The sequence below is a fragment of the Salinigranum marinum genome, from assembly GCF_024228675.1.
Taxonomy (GTDB): Archaea; Halobacteriota; Halobacteria; order Halobacteriales; family Haloferacaceae; genus Salinigranum; species Salinigranum marinum.
Genome location: NZ_CP100461.1, coordinates 3,287,497 through 3,306,793, shown reverse-complemented (window position 1 = coordinate 3,306,793; position 19,297 = coordinate 3,287,497). Strand labels below are relative to the sequence as shown.

The following is a 19,297-nucleotide window of genomic DNA, read 5'->3' as shown; positions in this document are numbered from 1 at the left end:
GCATGAAGGAACTCGAACGGGACCTCGGTCTCCCCTCCGTCCTCGCGATCAGTATCGGTGCGATGATCGGCAGCGGGATCTTCATTTTGCCGGCGCTCGCGCTCGAGATCGCTGGCCCCGCGGTGATACTCGCGTACGCGCTCGCCGGCCTGCTCGTGGTGCCGGCAGCCCTCTCGAAGTCCGAGATGGCGACCGCGATGCCGGAGGCCGGCGGGACTTACATCTACATCGAACGCGGGATGGGTCCCTTGCTCGGGACGGTCGCCGGCGTCGGAACGTGGTTCTCGCTCTCGTTCAAGGGAGCGCTCGCGCTCGTCGGCGGCGTCCCCTACCTGCTCCTGTTGCTCGACCTGCCGCTGAAGCCGGTCGCGCTGGGGCTCGCAGCGGTGTTGATCCTGGTGAACGTACTCGGCGCGAAACAGACGGGGCGACTCCAGGTCGCCATCGTCGTCGTCATGCTCGCAGCGCTCGGCTGGTTCGCCGCCGGGAGCGCCGCGAGCGTCCAGTCGGCCAACTACGTCGACTTCTTCGACGCGGGCGTCGGCGGCCTCCTGGCCGCGACGGGACTGGTGTTCGTCTCTTACGCCGGTGTCACCAAGGTAGCGAGCGTCGCAGAGGAAATCGAGGATCCGGGGCGCAACATCCCGCTCGGCATCCTGGGCTCGCTCGCGTTCACGACCGTCCTGTACGTGGCAATCGTAGCGGTGTTGGTCGGGGTGACGGACCCCGGAAGCGTCGCCGGGACGCTCACGCCCGTGGCGGTCGCCGCGGAGGCGACGCTCGGGCAGGCCGGCGTCGTCGCCGTCATCCTCGCGGCCATCCTCGCGCTCGTCTCGACGGCCAACGCCGGGATCCTCTCCTCGTCGCGCTACCCGTTCGCGATGAGTCGAGACCGACTGGCACCGCCGTCGTTCTCGACCGTCAGCGACCGGTTCGGCACCCCGGTGAACTCCATCACCCTGACCGGCGCGGTGCTGTTGCTCCTCATCGCGTTCGTTCCGATCCTCGACATCGCGAAACTCGCCAGCGCCTTTCAGATCATGGTGTTCGCGCTGATCAACGTGGCCGTCGTGGCCTTCCGCGAGGGGGAAAGCGCGTACGACCCCGAGTTCTCGTCGCCGCTGTATCCGTGGATGCAGCTGTTCGGCGTGGTCACCGGCGTGGGACTGCTCACCCAGATGGGGACCGTCGCACTCGTCGGGGCGGCCGTCATCACGGTCGGGAGCGTCGTCTGGTACTTCCTCTACGTCCGGCCACGGGTCGAGCGGGAGGGGGCAGCGACCGACGCGATCCGGCGACAGGTCGGGAGGGACACCCTCGCGGACGTCGGCTCCGTCTCCGAGGAGTCGACCGACGAGGTCCTCGTCGCGCTGAACAAGGACGTGGGCGTGGACCGCGAGCGGGCGCTCGTCGGGTTCGCCGCCGACCTCGTCCGTCGCGACGGCGGCCGGGTAGTCGTCGTCCGGTTCCAGGAGATCCCGGATCAAGCGCCGCTCACCGAGAGCGCGACCGTCCAGTCGCCGGCCGACCTCTCGTTCGAGACGCGGACCGAGGCGCTCTCCGAGGTGTTCGACGTCGACGTCGAAGCCGACGAGATCGTCAGTCACGACACGAAACACGCGATCGTCAACTTCGCGGCGCACCGCGGCGTCGACACGATCGTCGCCGAACACGAGCCGCTTCGGCTCCGGTCGCGACTGGTCGGTGACCCCGTCGACTGGGTCGTCCGACACGCCCCGTGTGACGTGCTCCTCGTCGACAACCTCGGCTACGATCGCCCGGAACGCGTCGTCCTCTCGGGCGACGGGGGGCCGTACCCGCCCCTCGCGGTGAACGTCGCCGAGACGGTCGCCACGGCCAACGACGGCAGCGTGTCGCTCTGGTACCCCGCCGACGGCAGGGAAAGCGACCAGTACAGGCGCACGATCGCCGACTACCAGTCGGAATTGTCCGAACTCCTCTCCGTGCCGGTCCGCTCCGAGTCCGTCCGGACCGACGGCGGCCAGCCGTTCCGACCGGACCTGCTGGTGCGCCGTGGCTCCGTCGACAGCGTACAGGACGCGCTGTTCGACGACAGCCCGGTGTTCCCGACTCCGGGCTGTACGACGGTGACGGTCTACCCGCACGAGTCTCGGCGGCCGCCGTTCACGCGGCGACTGCTCGAGCGGGTGACGTTCTGAGCGGCGGGACTGAACTCACCGCTCGCCCCACGCCACACACCCACTCGCGTCCCTCGACGGAGACACGAGCGTGCCCACCCGCCGTCCGGTCCGGCACCCGCCGGACGGTCGTCGGCGAGTGTGCCGGGGCCGCCTCGCAGCTCACGCCGGACGTCTGTCGTCGCCCCCTCGTCGTCCCCTTCGGCTCGGATGCTCCCGCCGATGATCGAGACCGACCGCGGATCGACAGTCGTGGCCGCGTCGTGACGAGCGCGACGAGAACCCGGAGCGTCAAGGAGAGACCGCGTTCGGGGTACCGAACGGCCCGTGCGCGAGCCGGGTCCGTCAGCCGAGCTGATCAGTACAGACCCCGGCAGTCGCGTGTTTGTATCGTATGTCGCTACATAAAATCGGGTCGGAGACGCGAACTCGTGGTCTCGTCCTGCCGCGTCGGCCGGGTTGACGGGCGACTTATGATCGGCCGGTGGCATCCCCGAGTATGGACCGGATCTGCGTCTACTGCGGTTCGCGCCCCGGAAACGACCCTGCTTTCCTTGCAGCCGCCGAATCGTTCGGCCGACTGCTCGCCGACCGCGGGGTCGGACTCGTCTACGGTGGCGGCGACGTCGGAATGATGGGAGCCGTTGCCGACAGCGCGCTCACTGCCGGCGGCGAGGTGTTCGGCGTCATCCCCGAGGCGCTCTTCGAGCGCGAGGTCGCCCACGAGGAACTGACCGAACTCGCGGTCGTCGACTCGATGCACACCCGCAAGCGTCGGATGGCCGAGCTCGCCGACGGCTTCGTCGCCCTCCCTGGTGGGTTCGGAACGCTCGAGGAACTCGTCGAGATGTTGACCTGGGCACAGCTGGGATTTCACACCGATCCCTGCGGGCTGTTGAACGTCGCCGGCTACTACGACGGTCTCGTCTCCTTCTTCGACGTGCAGGTCGAGGCCGGCTTCGTCGAACCCGCACACAGAGAGCTCCTCACGGTCACCGACGACCCGGCCGAGCTCCTCGCGCGCTTCGAGGCGTACGACTCCCCCGTGAGCGAACGGGTCGTCGACGAGTCGGAGATCTGATCAGGGGCGGTCGGGTCCCCACCGAGCGGTCAGGACGGGAACACCGCACGTGCTCCTCGCAGAGGCGGAGCGTCGACACTGGGACAGAAAGTGAGTCAGAGGGGAACAGAGGCCCCGGCCCAGATGGCGACGGTCCACACCGGCGTCGCGAGCGGCGCGTTCGCGACGCTCGCCCCTTCATCGCCGACCCGTCGCGGACTCTCCGCGTGGAACCGCCTCGACCGTCATTTCGTATCGCAGGATACGATTTATCGTCGCAGGTCGCCGCGGACGAGCCACACCGTCGAACGCCGCGGTTACGGCGGTTTGGAGGCTCGTATTCCCCGCTGTGACACGATCAGGCCGACAGTCGCGTTTTGACGGTCGCGGGTGGCGACAGGTCGTAACGACCGCAACCGGGCCGTGCTGAAGACGGTCGAACACTCCTTCCCGTGCTCGACGGCGAGCAACGCCTCGTTCGGTGGGAAACAGTCGACAGCGAACCGTCTCGCGGTGGTCCCGTCGGCCCCAGACTGGTGTGAGATCGGGTGTCGGACGAAAGCGCAGGTGGGCCGCGCGCGCCCAGCGTGGAGCGCCGCGGCCAGATGCCGGTTCGAAGACGCCCTCGATCGAGGGTCGCCGACCGTGCGGGCGGTCAGAGCTTCGCGTTCCGGAGGAGCGAGCGGCCGCCGTCGTGACCGTGGAAGGTCCGTCCAGTCGGTCGATTCGGTCTCCTGCCGTGGCCGGTCGTACACCGCATGCGACGATACGAAACGAGTCGGGTCGAGAGCGGTGCGTCGCTCGGGGAGCGCTCGAACCGAAGAGTGGGGCCGGTGGGGCGAGGTGCGAAAGAACAAGATTTTATGCGGCGCTGAAGAAGTACCCGTCACTATGGGTAAGAAGTCGAAGGCCAAGAAGAAGCGGCTGGCCAAACTCGAACGGCAGAACAGCCGGGTTCCCGCGTGGGTCATGATGAAGACGGACATGGAAGTCCAGCGCAACCCCAAGCGACGCAACTGGCGGCGCAGCGACACGGACGAGTGAGTAAGCGATGAGCACCAACGACTTCGAAGAACGTGTCGTCACCGTTCCGTTGCGCGCGGTCAAGGCCGCACCGGATCACGAACAGGCCGGCAAGGCAATGACGCTCATCCGCGAGCATCTCGCGAAGCACTTCAAGGTCGACGAAAGCGACGTCCGACTGGACCCGTCGCTCAACGAGACCGTGTGGGCACGTGGGCAGAAGAGCCCACCGAGCAAGCTCCGCGTTCGCGCCGCGCGGTTCGTCGAAGACGGCGAGCCGATCGTCGAGGCCGAACCGGCGCGATAACGCGTGCTCCGCGCTTCCTTCGCCGGCTCGTCGTACGTCGGTGTCTTCGCACGCGCGAGCGACGACTGTCTTCTCGTCCGACCGGACGCCGACGCGGATCTCGTTGCCACCATGGGCGAAGAGCTGGGCGTCCCGACCCTCGCGACGACCGTCGGGGGCTCCGGCACCGTCGGGGCGCTCGCCGTCGGCAACGAGAACGGGATCCTCGTCACGAGCCGATCGACGGAGCGCGAGCGCGAGGCGATCGCCGACACCGCCAACCGCCCGGTGTACGAACTCCCCGGCCGGATCAACGCCGCCGGCAACGTCGTGCTCACGAACGATTACGGCGCGTACGTCCACCCCGACCTCTCCGGCGAGGCCGTCGCGGTCGTCGAGGAGGCGCTGGCGGTCCCCGTCGAACGCGGCGATCTCGCCGACGTTCGGACCGTGGGGACGGCGGCCGTCGCCAACAACCGCGGCGTGCTCTGTCACCCGAAGTCGAGAGAGCCGGAGCTCGAAGCGCTCGAAGCACACCTCGACGTGCGTGCCGACATCGGCACCGTGAACTACGGCGCACCGCTCGTCGGCTCCGGACTCGTCGCCAACGACGCCGGCTACGTCGTCGGCGAGGACACGACCGGGCCCGAGCTCGGCCGGATCGAGGACGCCCTCGGCTACATCGACTGACCCGCGACCCGTCGCGTTCCCGGACGAGATCCGTCGCGCTCGTCGGTCGGTCTCGGTCCCCCGGCGGGGCCGAGTAGGAAGACTCTTCCCGCTCCTTCTCCCAGGCGTAGACATGAGCCAGTTTACGGTGAGCGGCCGCTTCCAGACGCGGCACGGCTTCCAGGAGTTCACGAAGGCCATCGCGGCTCCGAACGAGTCGGTCGCTCGCGAGCACGTCCTCTCACAGCTCGGCAGCGAGCACAATCTCAAACGCGCACGGATCGAGCTCGGGGAGGTGACCGCCGCATGATGGGTGGCGGCGGCAACCAGCAGCTCCAGCAGCTCTCGCAGGAACTCCAGGCGATCCAGGGCGAGATCGACGAGCTCGAAGCCGAAGTCGAGGCGTACCAGAACGAGCAGGAGGAGATCGACGAGGCCGTCGACGCCATCGAGACGCTCGAGACCGGGTCGACGGTGCAGGTGCCGCTCGGCGGCGGGGCGTACGTTCGCGCCGAGATTCAGGACATCGACGAGATCATCGTCGAGCTCGGCGGCAACTACGCCGCGGAGCAGGAACAGGACGCCGCCGCGGAGGCGCTCGAACACAAGCGGGACGCGATCGACGACCGCATCGCCGGGGTCCGCGAGGAAATCGACGAGCTCGAAGCGGAGAGTTCCGAACTCGAACAGCAGGCCCAGCAGATGCAACAGCAGATGCAGCAGCAACAGATGCAGCAGATGCAGCAGATGCAGGCGCAGTCAGAGGGCGACGACGAGTAACCGCCGATGTTCGACGGCCTGAAGGACAAGCTGAACAGCTTCAGAAAAGACGTCGAAGAGACGGCCGAGGAGAAAGCCGAGGAGAAGGCCGACTCCGAGTCCGAGAGTTCGGCCGATGCCGAGGCGGAAGCCGGAGTCGACACCGCGGCCGACACGCCGACCGGGACGACCGCCGGCGGCGAGACACCGGCGTCACAGCCCGAGACGGAGCCGGGGACCGACGCCGCCGCATCGACCGAGCCGACCGAGTCGGACGGGACGGGCGACGACGCGACCGTCGACGCGGAGGAGACGGAGTCGGGCACCGAACCCGGCGCCGAGAGCGACAGCGGCCGAGAGCCGGTGACGGCGGAGACGGAGGCGGAGTCCGACGACGGGGTCGACTCGTCGGACGTCGGTTCCGGGGCGACCGACGTCCCGGACGACGTCGACCTCTCCGACGAGACCCTCGCCGCCGAGGGTGTCGAGTCGGCCGTCGAGGCGGCCGCCGGGAGCGAGCAGCAGAGCGCCAGCACGTTCCAGCGGGCGAAGGCGTTCGCGACCGGGCGGATCATCATCGAGGAGGAGGACCTCGAAGAGCCGCTCTGGCAGCTCGAGATGGCGCTTTTGGAGTCGGACGTGGAGATGAACGTCGCCGAGGCGATTTTGGAGACGATCCGCGAGAAGATGATCGGGGAGTCGCGAAAACAGGTCGACACCACCGCGGAACTCGTCTCCGAGGCGCTGTCGGACGCGCTGTTAGAGGTCATCTCCGTCGGCCAGTTCGACTTCGACGAGCGCGTTCAGGAAGCCGACAAGCCCGTCACCCTGATCTTCACCGGCGTCAACGGCGTCGGCAAGACGACGTCGATCGCGAAACTCGCGCGCTACTTCGAGGCGCGCGGGCTGTCGACGGTGTTGGCGAACGGCGACACCTACCGGGCGGGCGCGAACGAGCAGATCCAGCGCCACGCCGACAACCTCGGAAAGAAGCTCATCAGCCACGACCAGGGCGGCGACCCCGCCGCCGTGATCTACGACGCCGTCGAGTACGCCGAGGCCCACGGGATCGACGTGGTCCTCGGCGACACGGCCGGGCGGCTCCACACCTCGAACGACCTGATGGCCCAGCTGGAGAAGATCGACCGCGTCGTCGACCCGGACATGACGCTGTTCGTCGACGAGGCCGTCGCCGGCCAGGACGCCGTCCAGCGGGCGAAGAAGTTCGACGAGGCCGCCGAGATCGACGGGGCGATCCTCACGAAGGCCGACGCCGACTCCCAGGGCGGCGCGGCCATCTCCATCGCGTACGTCACCGGCAAGCCGATCCTCTTTCTCGGCGTCGGCCAGGGGTACGACGACCTCACCCGGTTCGACCCCGAGGAACTCGTCGCCAGCCTCCTCGGCGACGAGTAGGCAGGCCGGCTGTTTTTCCCGCTCCGACGCCTCGCTTCGGGCATGAGTACCATCGTCGGGCTTCGCTGTCGGGACGGCGTCGTCCTCGCGGGCGACCGTGTGCTCGTCCGCGGCGGCCGCGTCGAGAGCCGTAACCGCCGGCACGTCTTCGATTTCGGGTTCGACCCCGACGACGCCGGAACGGCCGCCGTCGGCTCCGACGTCGATCGCTTCGCCGACCGCTTGGAGAGCGAACTCCGGTCGTACCGGCTCGAACGCGGCCCGGTCTCCATCGCGGTCCTCGAACGGGTCGGGAGCGAGGTCGCGAGCGAGACCGGGATCGAAGCGATCGTCGCGGCCCGCGAGGACGAGGCGGAGAACGGGGACCGGGCGGCGGTTCGGGCGATCTACGCCGACGGGTCGACGCTCTCGGACCCCCCGATGGCCCTCGGGAGCGGGACGTCGCTCGCGCTGGGACAGCTGGAGGCCGCCGACCTCGACTCGCTGTCGGTGGCGGGGGCCGAGGTGTTCGTCCGCGAACTGTTCGGGAACGTGGCCGAGCGCGACCCCGGCACCGGCGACGAGGTCGACGTCTGGACCGCCGTCGATCCGGGGACGGCGAGCGGGGACGCGGTCGACGGCTGACCGGGCCAGTCAGTCCGTGTCGTCCGTCGGGCGGGTGTACCACCACGCCCAGCCGACGAGCACGACCTGCAACGGGAGCCGTGCCCACGTCGCGGCGTCCGACGGGCGGCTGGCCCACGCCGGGACCCCCTCGAGCACCACGTCGTGTGTCGCCATGTAGACGTTCGCCGGGAAGATCGCGACGAGGAGGAAAACGAGTCCCCACGCGGCGAGGCGGCGCGTTCGAGGGAGCAACACGGCGACGCCGAGGACGATCTCCGCGACGCCCGAGAGGTAGACGAGCGCGAGGGGGCGTGGGAGCACCGGCGGCACGATCTGCGCGTAGACGCCGGGAACGACGAAGTGCATCACGCCCGCGACGACGTAGAGTACACCCATCACGAAGAGAAGCGGCCGCTTGAGTCGGGCGAGCACGCTGTCGGTGTCGCGCATGTCGGTTCAGGCTCGGGCCGGGTTCGAGATGAGTGTTGGCCTCGGGGGGCGTGGATCCACCGGCCGCGGCAACTCGGCCCCGTTCACCTGCTCGTCGTTGCGAACCGAGTCCGCCCCCTTCGACTCGTGTCTTCGACCCGTCCACGACGAACAAAGCCTTTACCCGGTCCGTCACCTACTCGCACGCAATACAATGGTACTCGACAATCTCGGGAGTTCCCTCAGGGGCTCGTTGGACAAGCTCCAGGGGAAGTCCCGTCTCGACGAGGACGACGTCCAAGAGATCGTCAAGGAGATCCAGCGCTCGCTCCTCTCCGCCGACGTCGACGTGAGCCTCGTGATGGAGCTGTCGGACGCCATCAAGTCCCGCGCGCTCGACGAGGAGCCGCCGGCCGGAACGAGCGCCCGAGATCACGTCCTGAAGATCGTCTACGAGGAACTCGTCGACCTCATCGGCGAGTCGACGGAGATCCCGCTCGAACCGCAGACCATCATGCTCGCCGGCCTCCAGGGGTCGGGGAAAACCACCACTGCGGCCAAGATGGCGTGGTGGTTCTCGAAGAAGGGGCTTCGTCCCGCCGTGATCCAGACGGACACGTTCCGCCCCGGCGCGTACGACCAGGCCAAACAGATGTGCGAACGGGCCGAAGTCGACTTCTACGGGGATCCGGGCTGTGACGACCCCGTCCGGATCGCCGAGGAAGGGCTAGAGGCGACCGAGGACGCCGACGTCCACATCGTCGACACCGCCGGGCGGCACGCGCTCGAGGCCGACCTCATCGACGAGATCGAGGAGATCGAGTCCGTCGTCGATCCAGATCTGAACCTCCTCGTCCTCGACGCCGCGATCGGGCAGGGGGCGAAAGAGCAAGCGAAGGAGTTCGACGGCTCGATCGGCATCGGCGGTGTCGTCATCACGAAGCTCGACGGCACGGCCAAAGGCGGCGGCGCGCTCACCGCGGTGAACGAGACCGGTTCCTCGATCTCCTTCCTGGGAACGGGCGAGACCGTCCAGGACATCGAGCGGTTCGAGCCCAACGGCTTCATCTCCCGCCTCCTGGGCATGGGCGACCTCAAACAGCTCTCCGAGCGCGTCGAGCGAGCGATGGCCGAGACGGGGGGTGAGGACGACGACTGGGACCCCGAGGACATCATGAAGGGGTCGTTCACCCTGAAGGACATGCAAAAGCAGATGGAGGCGATGAACAAGATGGGCCCGCTCGACCAGGTGATGGATATGATCCCCGGGCTGGGCGGCGGTCTCAAGGACCAACTGCCCGACGACGCGATGGACGTCACCCAGGATAGAATGCGGAAGTTCGAGGTCATCATGGACTCGATGACCGACGCCGAGATGGAGAACCCCCGTTCCGTCGGCGCACAACAGGTCCGCCGCGTCGCCCGCGGCTCCGGCACCGACGAGGAGACCGTACAGGAATTGCTCCAGCAGCACAAGATGATGGAGCGGACCCTCAAGCAGTTCCAGGGGATGGGCGACGGCGACATGCAGCGGATGATGAAGAAGCTCCAGAAACAGGGCGGCGGTGGCGGGATGGGCGGCATGGGCGGAATGGGTCCGTTCGGCGACTGATCGACCCCGGCCGTCCGACTCGACGGCCGACTCGGCATCGACGATCGATCCGGTACCGGTCCGAGGCGCACGGTTATTATGTTGGCTGAGTAACCCTTCTCATGGATATCTGGCAGTATCGTGCCCGCGTGGAGCGCGTCGTCGACGGCGATACCCTCGACCTCGGAATCGATCTGGGGTTCGGCGTGAGCCTCACGGGTGACGAGGCACGGGTTCGGCTCCGTGGCGTCGACACGGCGGAGACGTTCGGGGTTCCGAAGGACAGCGAGGAGTACGCGGCCGGCCAGCGACAGAAAGCGTTCGTCGAGGAGTGGGTCGACGAGACGGACGAGCGGGAGTGGCCGGTGTTCGTCGAGACGGCGAAGGACGACCAGCGAGGGAAGTACGGCCGGTGGCTCGCTGTCGTCCAGCGGCGGACCGACGGAGCGGTTCTCAACGACGACCTCGTCGCGGCGTTCGGCGACGAGGTCCGCTCGTGAGCCGCGCCGTTCGGGGTGCTTCGTGCGGGTCGGAGCGGTTCGAGTCCCGCCGAGAAAGCTTATACTCGCTGGAGAGTACTCTATCGCATGCGATTCCCCGAGCTCCAGGCGCGGGACCTCGACGGTCGATCGGTGACGTTGCCGACCGACACCGGGGACGACCCGACGCTCCTGCTCGTCCGCTTTACCCCACGGCTCGCCGGCGACGCCGAGACGTGGGTCCCGCTCGCGGCCGACCTCGCCGACGCCGTCCCCAACTTCTGGTGTTACGACCTCCTCGTCCTTCCGGAACTGCCGGAGGCCGTCCAGTCGTTACTGGCCGACGAACTCCGGATCACCGGTGACCGTGGGACCGACGCTGGCGGGGACGACGGCGTCGACAGCCGGTCGCTCACCGCCCACACCGATCTCTCGACGTTCCGGCGGGCGCTGGTGCTCGACGGGCTCGACCGGGTGTACGCCCTGTTGCTCTCCGAGGGCCGGGTTCGGTGGCGGGCGTTCGGGCCGCTCACCACGTCGCTCGAACGGAGCCTCAGAGCGGCCGTCGACCGCCACGCCGGCGGGGAGCGGGCCGACGACCTCGTCGTCTCCTGACCCCGCCGTCGGTCGGCGGGGCGTTGCGCCCTACTTTTAATCCAGGGGGCCGTCCGTCGGCACGATGACCGTCCGTGAGGTCGCCGCGGAGGCGTACCGCGACGCGCTCCCTGCGCTCGTGGCCAGCCTCGCCGGCGGCCTCCTCGCCGGCGTCGTGCTCGGTGGGATGCGCCCGGAACTCCGCGCCGTCCCCGGCCTCCTCGTGTTGATCCCGGCGCTTTTGGCGACCCGCGGCAACGTCTACGGCTCGCTCGGCGCGCGGATCGCGACCGCGCTCCACCAGGGCCTCGTCGAACCGCGGCTCTCGGCGGCCGACCGGCGGCTGGGGGCGGCGGCCGCGGCCGCGATCTCGAACGGCCTCCTCGCATCGACGTTCGCCTCCGTCGTCGTCTTCGCGCTCCTCACGGGAATCGGTGAGCCGGTCGCGCCCCTCCCGACCCTCGTGGGCGTCGCGCTCGTCGCCGGCGTCCTCTCGGGCGTCGTCCTGACCGTCGTGGTGGTGACCGTCGTCTTCGCGGGCTACCGCCGCGGGCGCGACCCCGACACGCTCGTCGGTCCGATCGTCACCACGACCGGCGACGTGTTCGGCGTGCTCTTTCTCCTCCTGGCCGTGCGGCTCGTCCTCGCGCTCGGAGGGGGTGGCTGATGCCCACCGAGTGGACCGTCCGGGCGATCACCCGCGCGATGCTGCCCGTCCTCCTCGTGTTGACCCTGGTCGAGATCGGCTCGGGGCTCGTGCTCGGGAGCTTCGAGTCGTCGCTCCTGCGGTTTCCGACTCTCCTGGTCCTGGTGCCCGTCACTATCGGCACCGCGGGCAACCTCGGGAGCATCCTCGCCGCCCGGCTCTCGACCGCCTTCCACCTCGGGACGCTGTCGTTCGATCCGGGGGACGAAGCGCTGGTGGGCAACGCCGTCGCCACGCTGGCCCTGTCGATCACCGTCTTCCCCGTCATCGGCGCGGGGGCGTGGACGCTCTCGACGCTCCTCGGCACGGCCCGACTGCCGCTGTCGACGGTGCTCGCCGTAAGCGTCACGAGCGGGGTCGCGCTCGCGGTGCTCGCGGTCGTCGTGACGCTCGTGGCGACGTACGCCGCCTACCGCTTCAGCCTCGACCCCGACGACGTCGTCATCCCCGTGGTGACGAACGCCTCGGACGTGCTGGGCGTGCTGGTACTGTTCGGCGCGGTACAGCTGTACGTGGCGTGAAAGCCGAGTCGGGCGCGCTGTGATGGGGTTCAGTAGCGACACCCGGCCTCGAATCATCTCCGATCCGACACTGGACGATGAAGTCCGTCGGAGCCGCGGGAGGAACGAGAACGAGCCCGAGTCGCAGACGAACGCGATTCAGACGGTTCGCCCACGGGACGGATGACTTTTAGTCACCGATCCGCGTGGTACGGACGATGGGTTCTCTCGCGCTTCCGGGGCGAAGCCGGCCGTACGTCGCCGCCCCGTTTCTGGGCATCGTCGCGACGCTTTTCGTGCAGCTCGTCAGCCCGTTCCTGACCCTCGCGGCCGCACAGACGGCCGTCGTGGCGCTCATCGTCGCCGGGGTCTCGGGAGCCGTCTTCGGGACGCGGTACGCCGGCGAAACGGCCGCCGCGGCGTCGCTCACCGCGTCGCTCGCCGCCGGCGGCGCGGTCATCGTGCTCATCGTCGCCGGTTCACTCTGACCGGCGGTCGGGGCGCGGGCCGCCCGCCACGGTGACCGCCGTGCGACCGACGCCCATTTGATCGCTCGGCCCGGAGCATCGACCGTGTTCTCGGTCGCCGTCGGGCTCCAGTCGAACGCGCTCGTCCCGGTGCTTGCGGACGTCGCGCCGCGCGTCGCGCGCATCGCCGTCCTCATCGCGTGCGGGGTATTCCTCGCGAACCTGGCGGTGGGGTTCGGCGTCGTCGAGCGCGTCGCCGGGCTGTCGCGGTTTCTCACCGACCCGGCGAACCTCCCGGACGAGGTCGGGACCGCCATCCTCACCACCGCGGCGTCGACGACGGCGGGCTACGGCATGCTCGCGGAGTTCCGCGAGTCGGGGATGCTGGACGACCGCGCGACGCTCGTCGCCGTCACCATCAACACGTTCTTCGGCTTCGTCCAGCACATCTTCACGTTCTACGTGCCTGTGCTCATCCCGATCCTCGGGTTCGAGGTCGGCGTCCTGTACGTCGGCTCGCGCGCGCTCGTCGCGCTCGGGATCACGCTGACGGGCGTCGCCGCCGGCGCGCTCCTCCTCTCACCCGCGAACGTCGACCGCTCGGCGACCGTCGCGGCCGACGGCGGGGCGCGGGACGACGATCCGGACGGTCCGCGCGAGGTCGTCACGCACGCCTGGCACCGGACGCTCCCGAAGCTCCGGCGCATCGTCCCCCGGCTCGCAGTGGTCTACACGCTCGTCGTCGCCCTCACCCGGACGTACGACCTCACGGCGCTCACCGACGTCGCGGACCCCCTGGCGACCGTCGTGGGGCTCCCGGGGGCGTCGATCCCCGTCATCGCCGTCTTCGCGCTCGACACCACCGCCGGCGCGGCGACCATCGCCCCGCTCGTGGGCGTCGAGTTCACCCCCAGGCAGGCCGTGGCGACGATGCTCCTCGGCGGGATCGTCTCGTTCGCCGTCTCGACGTTCAAGCGGTCGATCCCGTTCCAGTACGGCATCTGGGGGCCCGCCTTCGGGTCGAAGGTCGTCGCCGTCAACACGGCGCTGAAGATCGTCTTCATCGGCGTCGCCGTCGCGGTACTGTTGGCCGTGTGATCCCCCGCCATCGAGAAGACTTTTGCCCGTCACTCGGGAACGAGCGGGCACGTGGACCGTCGCGCCCGCCTCGCCGCTCTCGGCACGAGCGCCCTCGCGGGCTGGGCCAGCTGTTCGTCTTCGCCCGCGGAACCGAACGCGGCGGCCGTGAGCGCCGTCTGGCCCGCTCCCCACGGCACGTCGACGAACGCCGGCCGCGCGCCCGCGTCTCACGGTCCCGGTGACGAACCGACCTCTCGCGAGTGGCGGCTCTGGGAACGGGTCGACGACGCCGACCGGCTGCTCCGGCGGAGTCGGTTCTCCAGCCCCGTCACCGATGCCGAGCGCGTCTTCGTCGCGACCGGACCGGGTTCGATCTCTCCCGTCGACGACGCTCCCCGTGGCGGCTTCCTGTTCGCCGTCGATCCGCGGACGGAGCGCCCGTCGTGGACGGCTCGACCCGTCGAGCGACGAGATCGTCTGGCGGCTCGGTGGCTTCGAGGGACGGCTCTCGGCGGGGTCCGCGGTCGTCGACGGCGCGCTGTTCGTCGGCGGCGTCACCGACGACGGCGTGGGGATCGCGGCGCTCACCCCGACCGCGGACTGATGGCGTGGAGTGGGTGTCAGGAGGAGTCGTCGCCGACCGGCACGTCCGCGCCCGAGCACGCACCGGATCCCGGTCAGATCGGGGCAAGATACTCAATCCCCGGCCACACACAGCACGGCATGACAGACAGGCGACGATACGAGTTCGAAGGGACGACACCGACGATCGCTGACTCGGCGAACGTCGCACAGGACGCCACGCTCGTCGGCGACGTCCGCGTGGGGCCGGATGCGAGCGTCTGGCCCGGCGTGGTGCTCCGGGGCGACATCGGCCCGGTCGTCGTCGGCGGCCAGTCGCACGTCGGCGACAACGCCGTCCTCCACGCGGCCCGCCTCGGCGAGCGCGTGATGGTGGGTCACGGGGCCGTGTTGAACGAGACAACCGTCGGCGACGGCTCGATGGTCGGGTTCAACTCGACGGTCTCCGACACGCACATCGGTCACGGAAGCATCGTCGCCGTCGGGACCGTCGTTCCCGAGGGGCTCGACATCCCCGCGGAATCGTTCGCGCGCGGGGTGCCGGCGAAGGTGACGCCCCTGTCGGAGACCACGTTCGATGCCGAGGAGGCGTTCGAGGCGTACTCGTCGGGCGACTACTCCGATCTCGCGAGCCGGCACACGGATCTGTTCGAGTAACTCGATTCGACTCGACTCGATTCGATTGGGCCGCGGTCGAGCGCCGACGACCGGCCGCTACCCGCCGTCCGGGTCGATCGGCCGTCCGTCTTCGGTCGGCGGCGCGACAGCGTCGACGTACGCCTCGACCGACGGCGACCGCACCGTGACGTGTACCTCGATGTCGCCGAGTTCGGCCGGGTTCCCGACGGAGAAGTTGACGACACCTTTGAACGCGGCCTGTTTCTTCAGCGCGAACGAGAAGCCCTCGTCGTCGGCGCGGCGAAAGAACTCCCGACGGGCGGTGTCGAGGATCTCCTGTTCGTGCAGGCGTTCGGAGAACCGATCCATCGAGTGCACGTCGGCGACGACCTGCCCCGCCTCGCGCTCGACGTCGGCCTCGGGGAAGAGGTTCGTCACCGCGTCGACGACGCGGTCGGCGACTTCGGTGTCGCGGACGGGCGCGACGATCCTGACGTCGACGCTGTACACCTTCGTCACTGGTCGGTCACCTCCCGGCCGTCGGCCGTCGTCTCCGTGGGTGCCGGGATGTCGAGGACCGACCGCACCCGCTCGCGGAACGACGCCAGCGAGTCGGTGTTCTCGATGACGGCGTCCGCGCGGCCCATCGCCTCGTCCATGCCGAAGTCGAGTTCGCGCTGTTCGCGGTCCAAGAGGGCATCGCGGTCCTCGTCGGTCAGGTCGCGCCCTCGCTCGGCGAGGCGCGCAGCACGCACCTCGAACGGGGCCTCGATGCTCACCAGCGTGAAGCCGTCGCCGAACGCCTCCTCGAAGCGGTCGACCTCGACGCCCGACCGGAGGCCGTCGACGACGACCTGGTCGGCCTCGGCGAGGTAGTCCTCGACCATCGGGATCGATCGCGCCGCGATGGCGTCGGGTCCGTTGGCCTCGCGGAGCGCCCGCGCCACCTGTCCGTGCTCTTCGGGCGGGAGGCCCCGCTCTTCAGTCTCCTTGCGGACGACGTCGCCCATCGTCACCACGGGGATGCCGGCCCGCTCCGCGACGGCCGCGGCCTCCCCCTTGCCACTTCCCGGGAGCCCCACCGTGCCGATCACGCGACCCTCGGTCATCCGAACGTGGCTCCCCGTCCGTCGGTGCGTTCACGTTCGCGTTCGCCCCCGTCCGGGGCCGTCCCTGCCCGTACGGGACTGGCCTCGGTTCCCCGCGACCGACCTTTGCTCATGCCCGGTGGTATTCGAGTCGGCGGGATAGATGTTCCGTTCGTCGCGCTCGGCGACGCGCTCTTTGCCGTCGGTGGTCTCTCTCCCTCATGACACAACGCTCCCTCCTCGTCCGCGCGCTGTGGTTCGTCCTCGTCGGCTGGTGGCTCACGCCGCTGGTCGTCAACGTCGCGTGGCTGCTCAACGCCACGATCATCCTCCTGCCGCTCGGGATCAAACTCATCAACCTCGTCCCGACGGTGCTCACGCTCAGGGAACCCCGGTCGGTCGTCGACCCCGATTCGACGGGGAGGGGCCAGTCCTCGCTCCTCGTTCGAGTGGTGTACTTCCTGTTCGTCGGCTGGTGGCTCTCGTGGCTCTGGGCGAACGTCGCGGCCTTTTTCGCCGTGACGATCGTCGGCCTGCCGGTCGCGCTGTGGATGTTCAACCGGCTGCCGTACGTGACGTCGCTGTACCGGTTCGACGGCTAAACAGGAGCGGGCTGTGAGGGTGACGGCTGGTGTGCTGCCGCCGTCTGTCAGGAGACGAATCGGAATCGCCAGGGCGGTGAGGCCCACCGGCCTCCCCAGTCGACTCCCTCGTTTCCTCGCTTCGCTCGGTCACTCGGTCGCCCCTCGCGCGGTGGCGCGACTGCTGTCGCGCCAGCCGCGCCACCGCAACGCCGGTCGAAACCAGTACCCCTTTTGTGCCGTCGTCGTCTTCTCGTGAGTGAGGGCACGTAGCTCAGCCTGGATAGAGCGTCGGACTTCTAATCCGATGGTCGTGGGTTCAAATCCCATCGTGCTCGTACGGACTCGTTTCACTCGGCTTCACTCGCACGATGTACTCCCGTTCCTTCTCTCACGGGAGCCCCATCGTGCTCGCTATCTGCGAACGGCAGTGAGCAGTAGCGACGCGCGTGGGATTTGAATCGGGGTGCGGGAGGTGAGCGACCCCGACGCTCAACGCTGGCGTTCGGTCTCGTCCGGCGCAGTCGCCTCGGGGAGGCGGACGATCAGGAGCGACTCCCCGTCCGCGTCGCTCAGTCGGAGGTCGCCGCCGAGCCGAGTGACGACCCACTCGGCGAGCCACATGTCGAGGCCCGACGCGTGCTCCAGCGGCGTCTCGATCCCCGTTCGGATCGGGTGCCACTCGGTGATCGCGGTCTCGTCGAGTCGGAGGCGGAGTTCCACCTCGGTACCGGCGTGTCGAACCGTCGTCGTCGTCGGGGATCGGCGGTCGCGTGTGGGCGACACCGCCGCGCGGAGGAGTTCCCGGACGGCGACGGTGAGCGTCGCGTCGGCCGTCACCCACGCACAGTCGGGTCCGTCGAGGAGGAGGTCGGTCCCGTGCTCCTCGTCGACGAACTGGCCCCACTGTCGCCGAAGGAGCGCGACGAGATCGATCGGCCGTCGGTCGCTCCCGCTCGATTCGAGCGCGAACTCCGCTTCGGTCGCCCGGTCGCTGAGTTCGTCCAGTTCGGCCGTAGCCCGCTGGATGGCCGTCGCCGAGGCCAGCCCCGTGTCGTCACCGGTGGCGGCGAGTCGCTCGGCCAACACCGCGGCGTGGCCGGCGATGACGTTCAGCTTGTTCCGGAGGTTGTGTCGGAGGACGCGGTGCAACACCTGGAGGACCTGCTGTCGGATGCGCTCTTCCGTGACGTCCTCTTGGATCGCGACGAACCCCTCAATGCGGTCGTTCTCGTGGATGGGCGCGATGGTCTGTCTGGCGTGGTAGAGTTCGCCGTTCGCCCGGCGGTCGACGATGGCCTCGCGCCACACGTCACCCCCGTTGATCGTCGCGTACATCTCGTCGTAGTAGTCGTCGTCCATCCGCTCCGAGTTGAGGAGCCGCGGGTTCTCGCCGACGACCCGCGAACTGTCGTAGCCGGTGATCCGCTCGAAAGCCGGGTTCACGTCGGTGATGAGCCCGTCGGCGTCGGTGACGTAGATCGCCGGGGCGGCGTGTTCGACCGCCCGCGAGAGCCGCCTGATCTCCCGTTCGTGTCGCTCGCGTTCCGTCACGTCGAGGAGCACGCCCACGATGGCGACGCCGTCGCCGATCGCGATCCGACCGCCGCTGGCCTCGACCTCGATCCGCGTGCCGTCGGCGCATATCCCGGTGAAGACGTAGTGGGCGCGCTCGCGACTGTCGGCCTCCCTATCCGCAAGATGCTGATCGACCCGACAGCGATCCTCCGGGGCGACGAACGACATGACCGGACGCCCCTCCATCGCGGTCGGCGTCGTCCCGAACACGTCGGCCATCCGGGAGTTGACGTAGCTGAACACCCGGTCCTCGATGACGTAGATCCCGACGATGTTCTGCTCGACGAGACGCCGGTACCAGTGATCGTGGAGACAGTCCCGTCCGCCGGGCGACCCCTCGCCCTCCCGACCCGACTCGCGAACGCCTCCGCCGGCGGGCTTCCGGGGCGCTCCGGTGGGGCGTTCGTTCGAACCCGGCTCAACCGCGACCTCGTCGATCAGTCCGGCGACGCTCCCCGCGAGCAGTCTGTCGGCGAGGCCGTCCGGGGTCCGCGGTCGAACGTCGGCCACGTCGTACGCACCGGCGGCCTCGTCCACCGCCACGAGGTCGACGTCGGTGAAGAGCACCACCGGCACCGACGGTCGGCGGTCTCTGAGCGCCGAGAGGAACGACTCCCCGTCGCCGTCGGCGCGGCCCCACGCCGTGACGACACACCGGATCGCCGGTTCGCTCGCCGCCGAGACGGCGTCCGAACCGGGTTCGGCGACCGAGACGTCGACGGGAGGGGCCGTCCGTTCGATCGCGCGGCCCGCTCGCCTCGCCCGTGCCGTGTCGTCGTCGACGAGCAGGACGACCGACGCGCCGTCAGCGTCGTTCACGCGTGGTCCCTCCGGGCCGAACGAAGCGCCCTGCCGACGCCCCGCGCCGGGCACCGACGAGGGCCGTGCCGCCGGGAGTCGGAGTCTGCATACACACGCGTACTCCCGGCGGCAGTCATATAGTTGCCCCTACGAAGATCAGTCGGGAGAATCGATCCACCGGACGTGTCACCCGTCGAGGGCGCTCGTTTTCAGTTCTGGATCTCT

Annotated in this window: 23 protein-coding genes and 1 tRNA gene; 20 read left to right on the top strand and 4 right to left on the bottom strand. The window is 69.0% G+C overall.

Going from position 1 to position 19,297, the window contains the following annotated elements; genetic code table 11:
* The first annotated feature begins 2 nt into the window (after positions 1-2).
* From NKJ07_RS16480 to NKJ07_RS16440, 9 genes are all read left to right on the top strand, one after another.
* Positions 3-2,180 carry a universal stress protein gene (locus tag NKJ07_RS16480; protein WP_318567877.1) on the top strand — a complete coding sequence of 726 codons (2,178 nt, stop codon included), beginning with the start codon at positions 3-5 and terminating at the stop codon, positions 2,178-2,180.
* Between the two features lie 478 nt (positions 2,181-2,658).
* A complete protein-coding gene (locus NKJ07_RS16475; RefSeq protein WP_318567876.1) occupies positions 2,659-3,240 on the top strand; it encodes an LOG family protein in 582 nt (193 codons plus the stop codon).
* Between the two features lie 870 nt (positions 3,241-4,110).
* Entirely contained in the window at positions 4,111-4,263 is a 153-nt protein-coding gene (locus NKJ07_RS16470; RefSeq protein ID WP_103427295.1) for a 50S ribosomal protein L39e, read from the top strand.
* A 7-nt stretch (positions 4,264-4,270) separates the two neighbouring features.
* Positions 4,271-4,549, top strand: a complete 279-nt coding sequence (locus NKJ07_RS16465) for a 50S ribosomal protein L31e (protein WP_318567875.1) — start codon at positions 4,271-4,273, stop codon at positions 4,547-4,549.
* Between the two features lie 3 nt (positions 4,550-4,552).
* Positions 4,553-5,218, top strand: coding sequence for a translation initiation factor IF-6 (locus NKJ07_RS16460; protein ID WP_318567874.1), 666 nt, complete (start codon positions 4,553-4,555; stop codon positions 5,216-5,218).
* Positions 5,219-5,330: 112 nt separating this feature from the next.
* Positions 5,331-5,507, top strand: a complete 177-nt coding sequence (gene rpl18a, locus NKJ07_RS16455; RefSeq protein ID WP_318567873.1) for a 50S ribosomal protein L18Ae — start codon at positions 5,331-5,333, stop codon at positions 5,505-5,507.
* On the top strand, positions 5,507-5,977 hold the full coding sequence (gene pfdA / locus NKJ07_RS16450; protein WP_318570479.1) for a prefoldin subunit alpha: 471 nt from the start codon (positions 5,507-5,509) through the stop codon (positions 5,975-5,977). Before rpl18a ends, pfdA begins: the two co-directional genes overlap by 1 nt.
* Before the next feature lie 6 nt (positions 5,978-5,983).
* Complete coding sequence (ftsY, locus tag NKJ07_RS16445) at positions 5,984-7,372, top strand: signal recognition particle-docking protein FtsY (RefSeq protein WP_318567872.1); 1,389 nt, start codon at positions 5,984-5,986, stop codon at positions 7,370-7,372.
* A gap of 42 nt (positions 7,373-7,414) precedes the next feature.
* On the top strand, positions 7,415-7,996 hold the full coding sequence (locus NKJ07_RS16440; RefSeq protein WP_318567871.1) for a hypothetical protein: 582 nt from the start codon (positions 7,415-7,417) through the stop codon (positions 7,994-7,996).
* A 9-nt stretch (positions 7,997-8,005) separates the two neighbouring features.
* Here NKJ07_RS16440 and NKJ07_RS16435 read toward each other — a convergent pair whose 3' ends face one another.
* On the bottom strand, positions 8,006-8,428 hold the full coding sequence (locus tag NKJ07_RS16435) for a DoxX family protein (RefSeq protein ID WP_318567870.1): 423 nt from the start codon (positions 8,426-8,428) through the stop codon (positions 8,006-8,008).
* Between the two features lie 193 nt (positions 8,429-8,621).
* Here NKJ07_RS16435 and NKJ07_RS16430 point away from each other — a divergent pair, with 193 nt between their 5' ends.
* From NKJ07_RS16430 to NKJ07_RS16390, 9 genes are all read left to right on the top strand, one after another.
* Positions 8,622-10,019 (top strand): signal recognition particle protein Srp54, encoded by a 1,398-nt coding sequence (locus NKJ07_RS16430; RefSeq protein ID WP_318567869.1) that lies wholly within the window; start codon positions 8,622-8,624, stop codon positions 10,017-10,019.
* A 101-nt stretch (positions 10,020-10,120) separates the two neighbouring features.
* Positions 10,121-10,498: a thermonuclease family protein gene (locus tag NKJ07_RS16425; protein WP_318567868.1), complete on the top strand. Its 378-nt coding sequence runs from the start codon at positions 10,121-10,123 to the stop codon at positions 10,496-10,498.
* 87 nt (positions 10,499-10,585) lie between these two features.
* The gene (locus NKJ07_RS16420) at positions 10,586-11,092 is read left to right on the top strand and encodes a hypothetical protein (RefSeq protein WP_318567867.1); all 507 of its coding nucleotides are present in this window, start codon (positions 10,586-10,588) and stop codon (positions 11,090-11,092) included.
* Positions 11,093-11,156: 64 nt separating this feature from the next.
* A complete protein-coding gene (locus tag NKJ07_RS16415; RefSeq protein ID WP_318567866.1) occupies positions 11,157-11,738 on the top strand; it encodes a magnesium transporter in 582 nt (193 codons plus the stop codon).
* On the top strand, positions 11,738-12,298 hold the full coding sequence (locus tag NKJ07_RS16410) for a magnesium transporter (protein ID WP_318567865.1): 561 nt from the start codon (positions 11,738-11,740) through the stop codon (positions 12,296-12,298). Before NKJ07_RS16415 ends, NKJ07_RS16410 begins: the two co-directional genes overlap by 1 nt.
* Before the next feature lie 197 nt (positions 12,299-12,495).
* On the top strand, positions 12,496-12,765 hold the full coding sequence (locus tag NKJ07_RS16405; RefSeq protein WP_318567864.1) for a hypothetical protein: 270 nt from the start codon (positions 12,496-12,498) through the stop codon (positions 12,763-12,765).
* A gap of 84 nt (positions 12,766-12,849) precedes the next feature.
* Positions 12,850-13,842: a nucleoside recognition protein gene (locus tag NKJ07_RS16400; RefSeq protein WP_318567863.1), complete on the top strand. Its 993-nt coding sequence runs from the start codon at positions 12,850-12,852 to the stop codon at positions 13,840-13,842.
* Positions 13,843-14,221: 379 nt separating this feature from the next.
* Positions 14,222-14,428, top strand: coding sequence for a hypothetical protein (locus NKJ07_RS16395; RefSeq protein ID WP_318567862.1), 207 nt, complete (start codon positions 14,222-14,224; stop codon positions 14,426-14,428).
* Positions 14,429-14,547: 119 nt separating this feature from the next.
* Positions 14,548-15,063 (top strand): gamma carbonic anhydrase family protein, encoded by a 516-nt coding sequence (locus NKJ07_RS16390; RefSeq protein ID WP_318567861.1) that lies wholly within the window; start codon positions 14,548-14,550, stop codon positions 15,061-15,063.
* Between the two features lie 57 nt (positions 15,064-15,120).
* Here the strand turns inward: NKJ07_RS16390 and NKJ07_RS16385 are convergent, their stop codons facing one another.
* Positions 15,121-15,543 (bottom strand): RNA-binding domain-containing protein, encoded by a 423-nt coding sequence (locus tag NKJ07_RS16385; protein WP_318567860.1) that lies wholly within the window; start codon positions 15,541-15,543, stop codon positions 15,121-15,123.
* Positions 15,540-16,133, bottom strand: a complete 594-nt coding sequence (locus NKJ07_RS16380; protein ID WP_318567859.1) for an AAA family ATPase — start codon at positions 16,131-16,133, stop codon at positions 15,540-15,542. Before NKJ07_RS16380 ends, NKJ07_RS16385 begins: the two co-directional genes overlap by 4 nt.
* Before the next feature lie 200 nt (positions 16,134-16,333).
* Between NKJ07_RS16380 and NKJ07_RS16375 the strand changes: the two genes are divergently transcribed.
* On the top strand, positions 16,334-16,714 hold the full coding sequence (locus tag NKJ07_RS16375; protein WP_318567858.1) for a YccF domain-containing protein: 381 nt from the start codon (positions 16,334-16,336) through the stop codon (positions 16,712-16,714).
* Between the two features lie 242 nt (positions 16,715-16,956).
* Positions 16,957-17,031: transfer RNA gene (locus NKJ07_RS16370), tRNA-Arg, on the top strand.
* Between the two features lie 154 nt (positions 17,032-17,185).
* Here NKJ07_RS16370 and NKJ07_RS16365 read toward each other — a convergent pair.
* The gene (locus tag NKJ07_RS16365; protein ID WP_318567857.1) at positions 17,186-19,090 is read right to left on the bottom strand and encodes a PAS domain S-box protein; all 1,905 of its coding nucleotides are present in this window, start codon (positions 19,088-19,090) and stop codon (positions 17,186-17,188) included.
* Between the last annotated feature and the right edge of the window lie 207 nt (positions 19,091-19,297).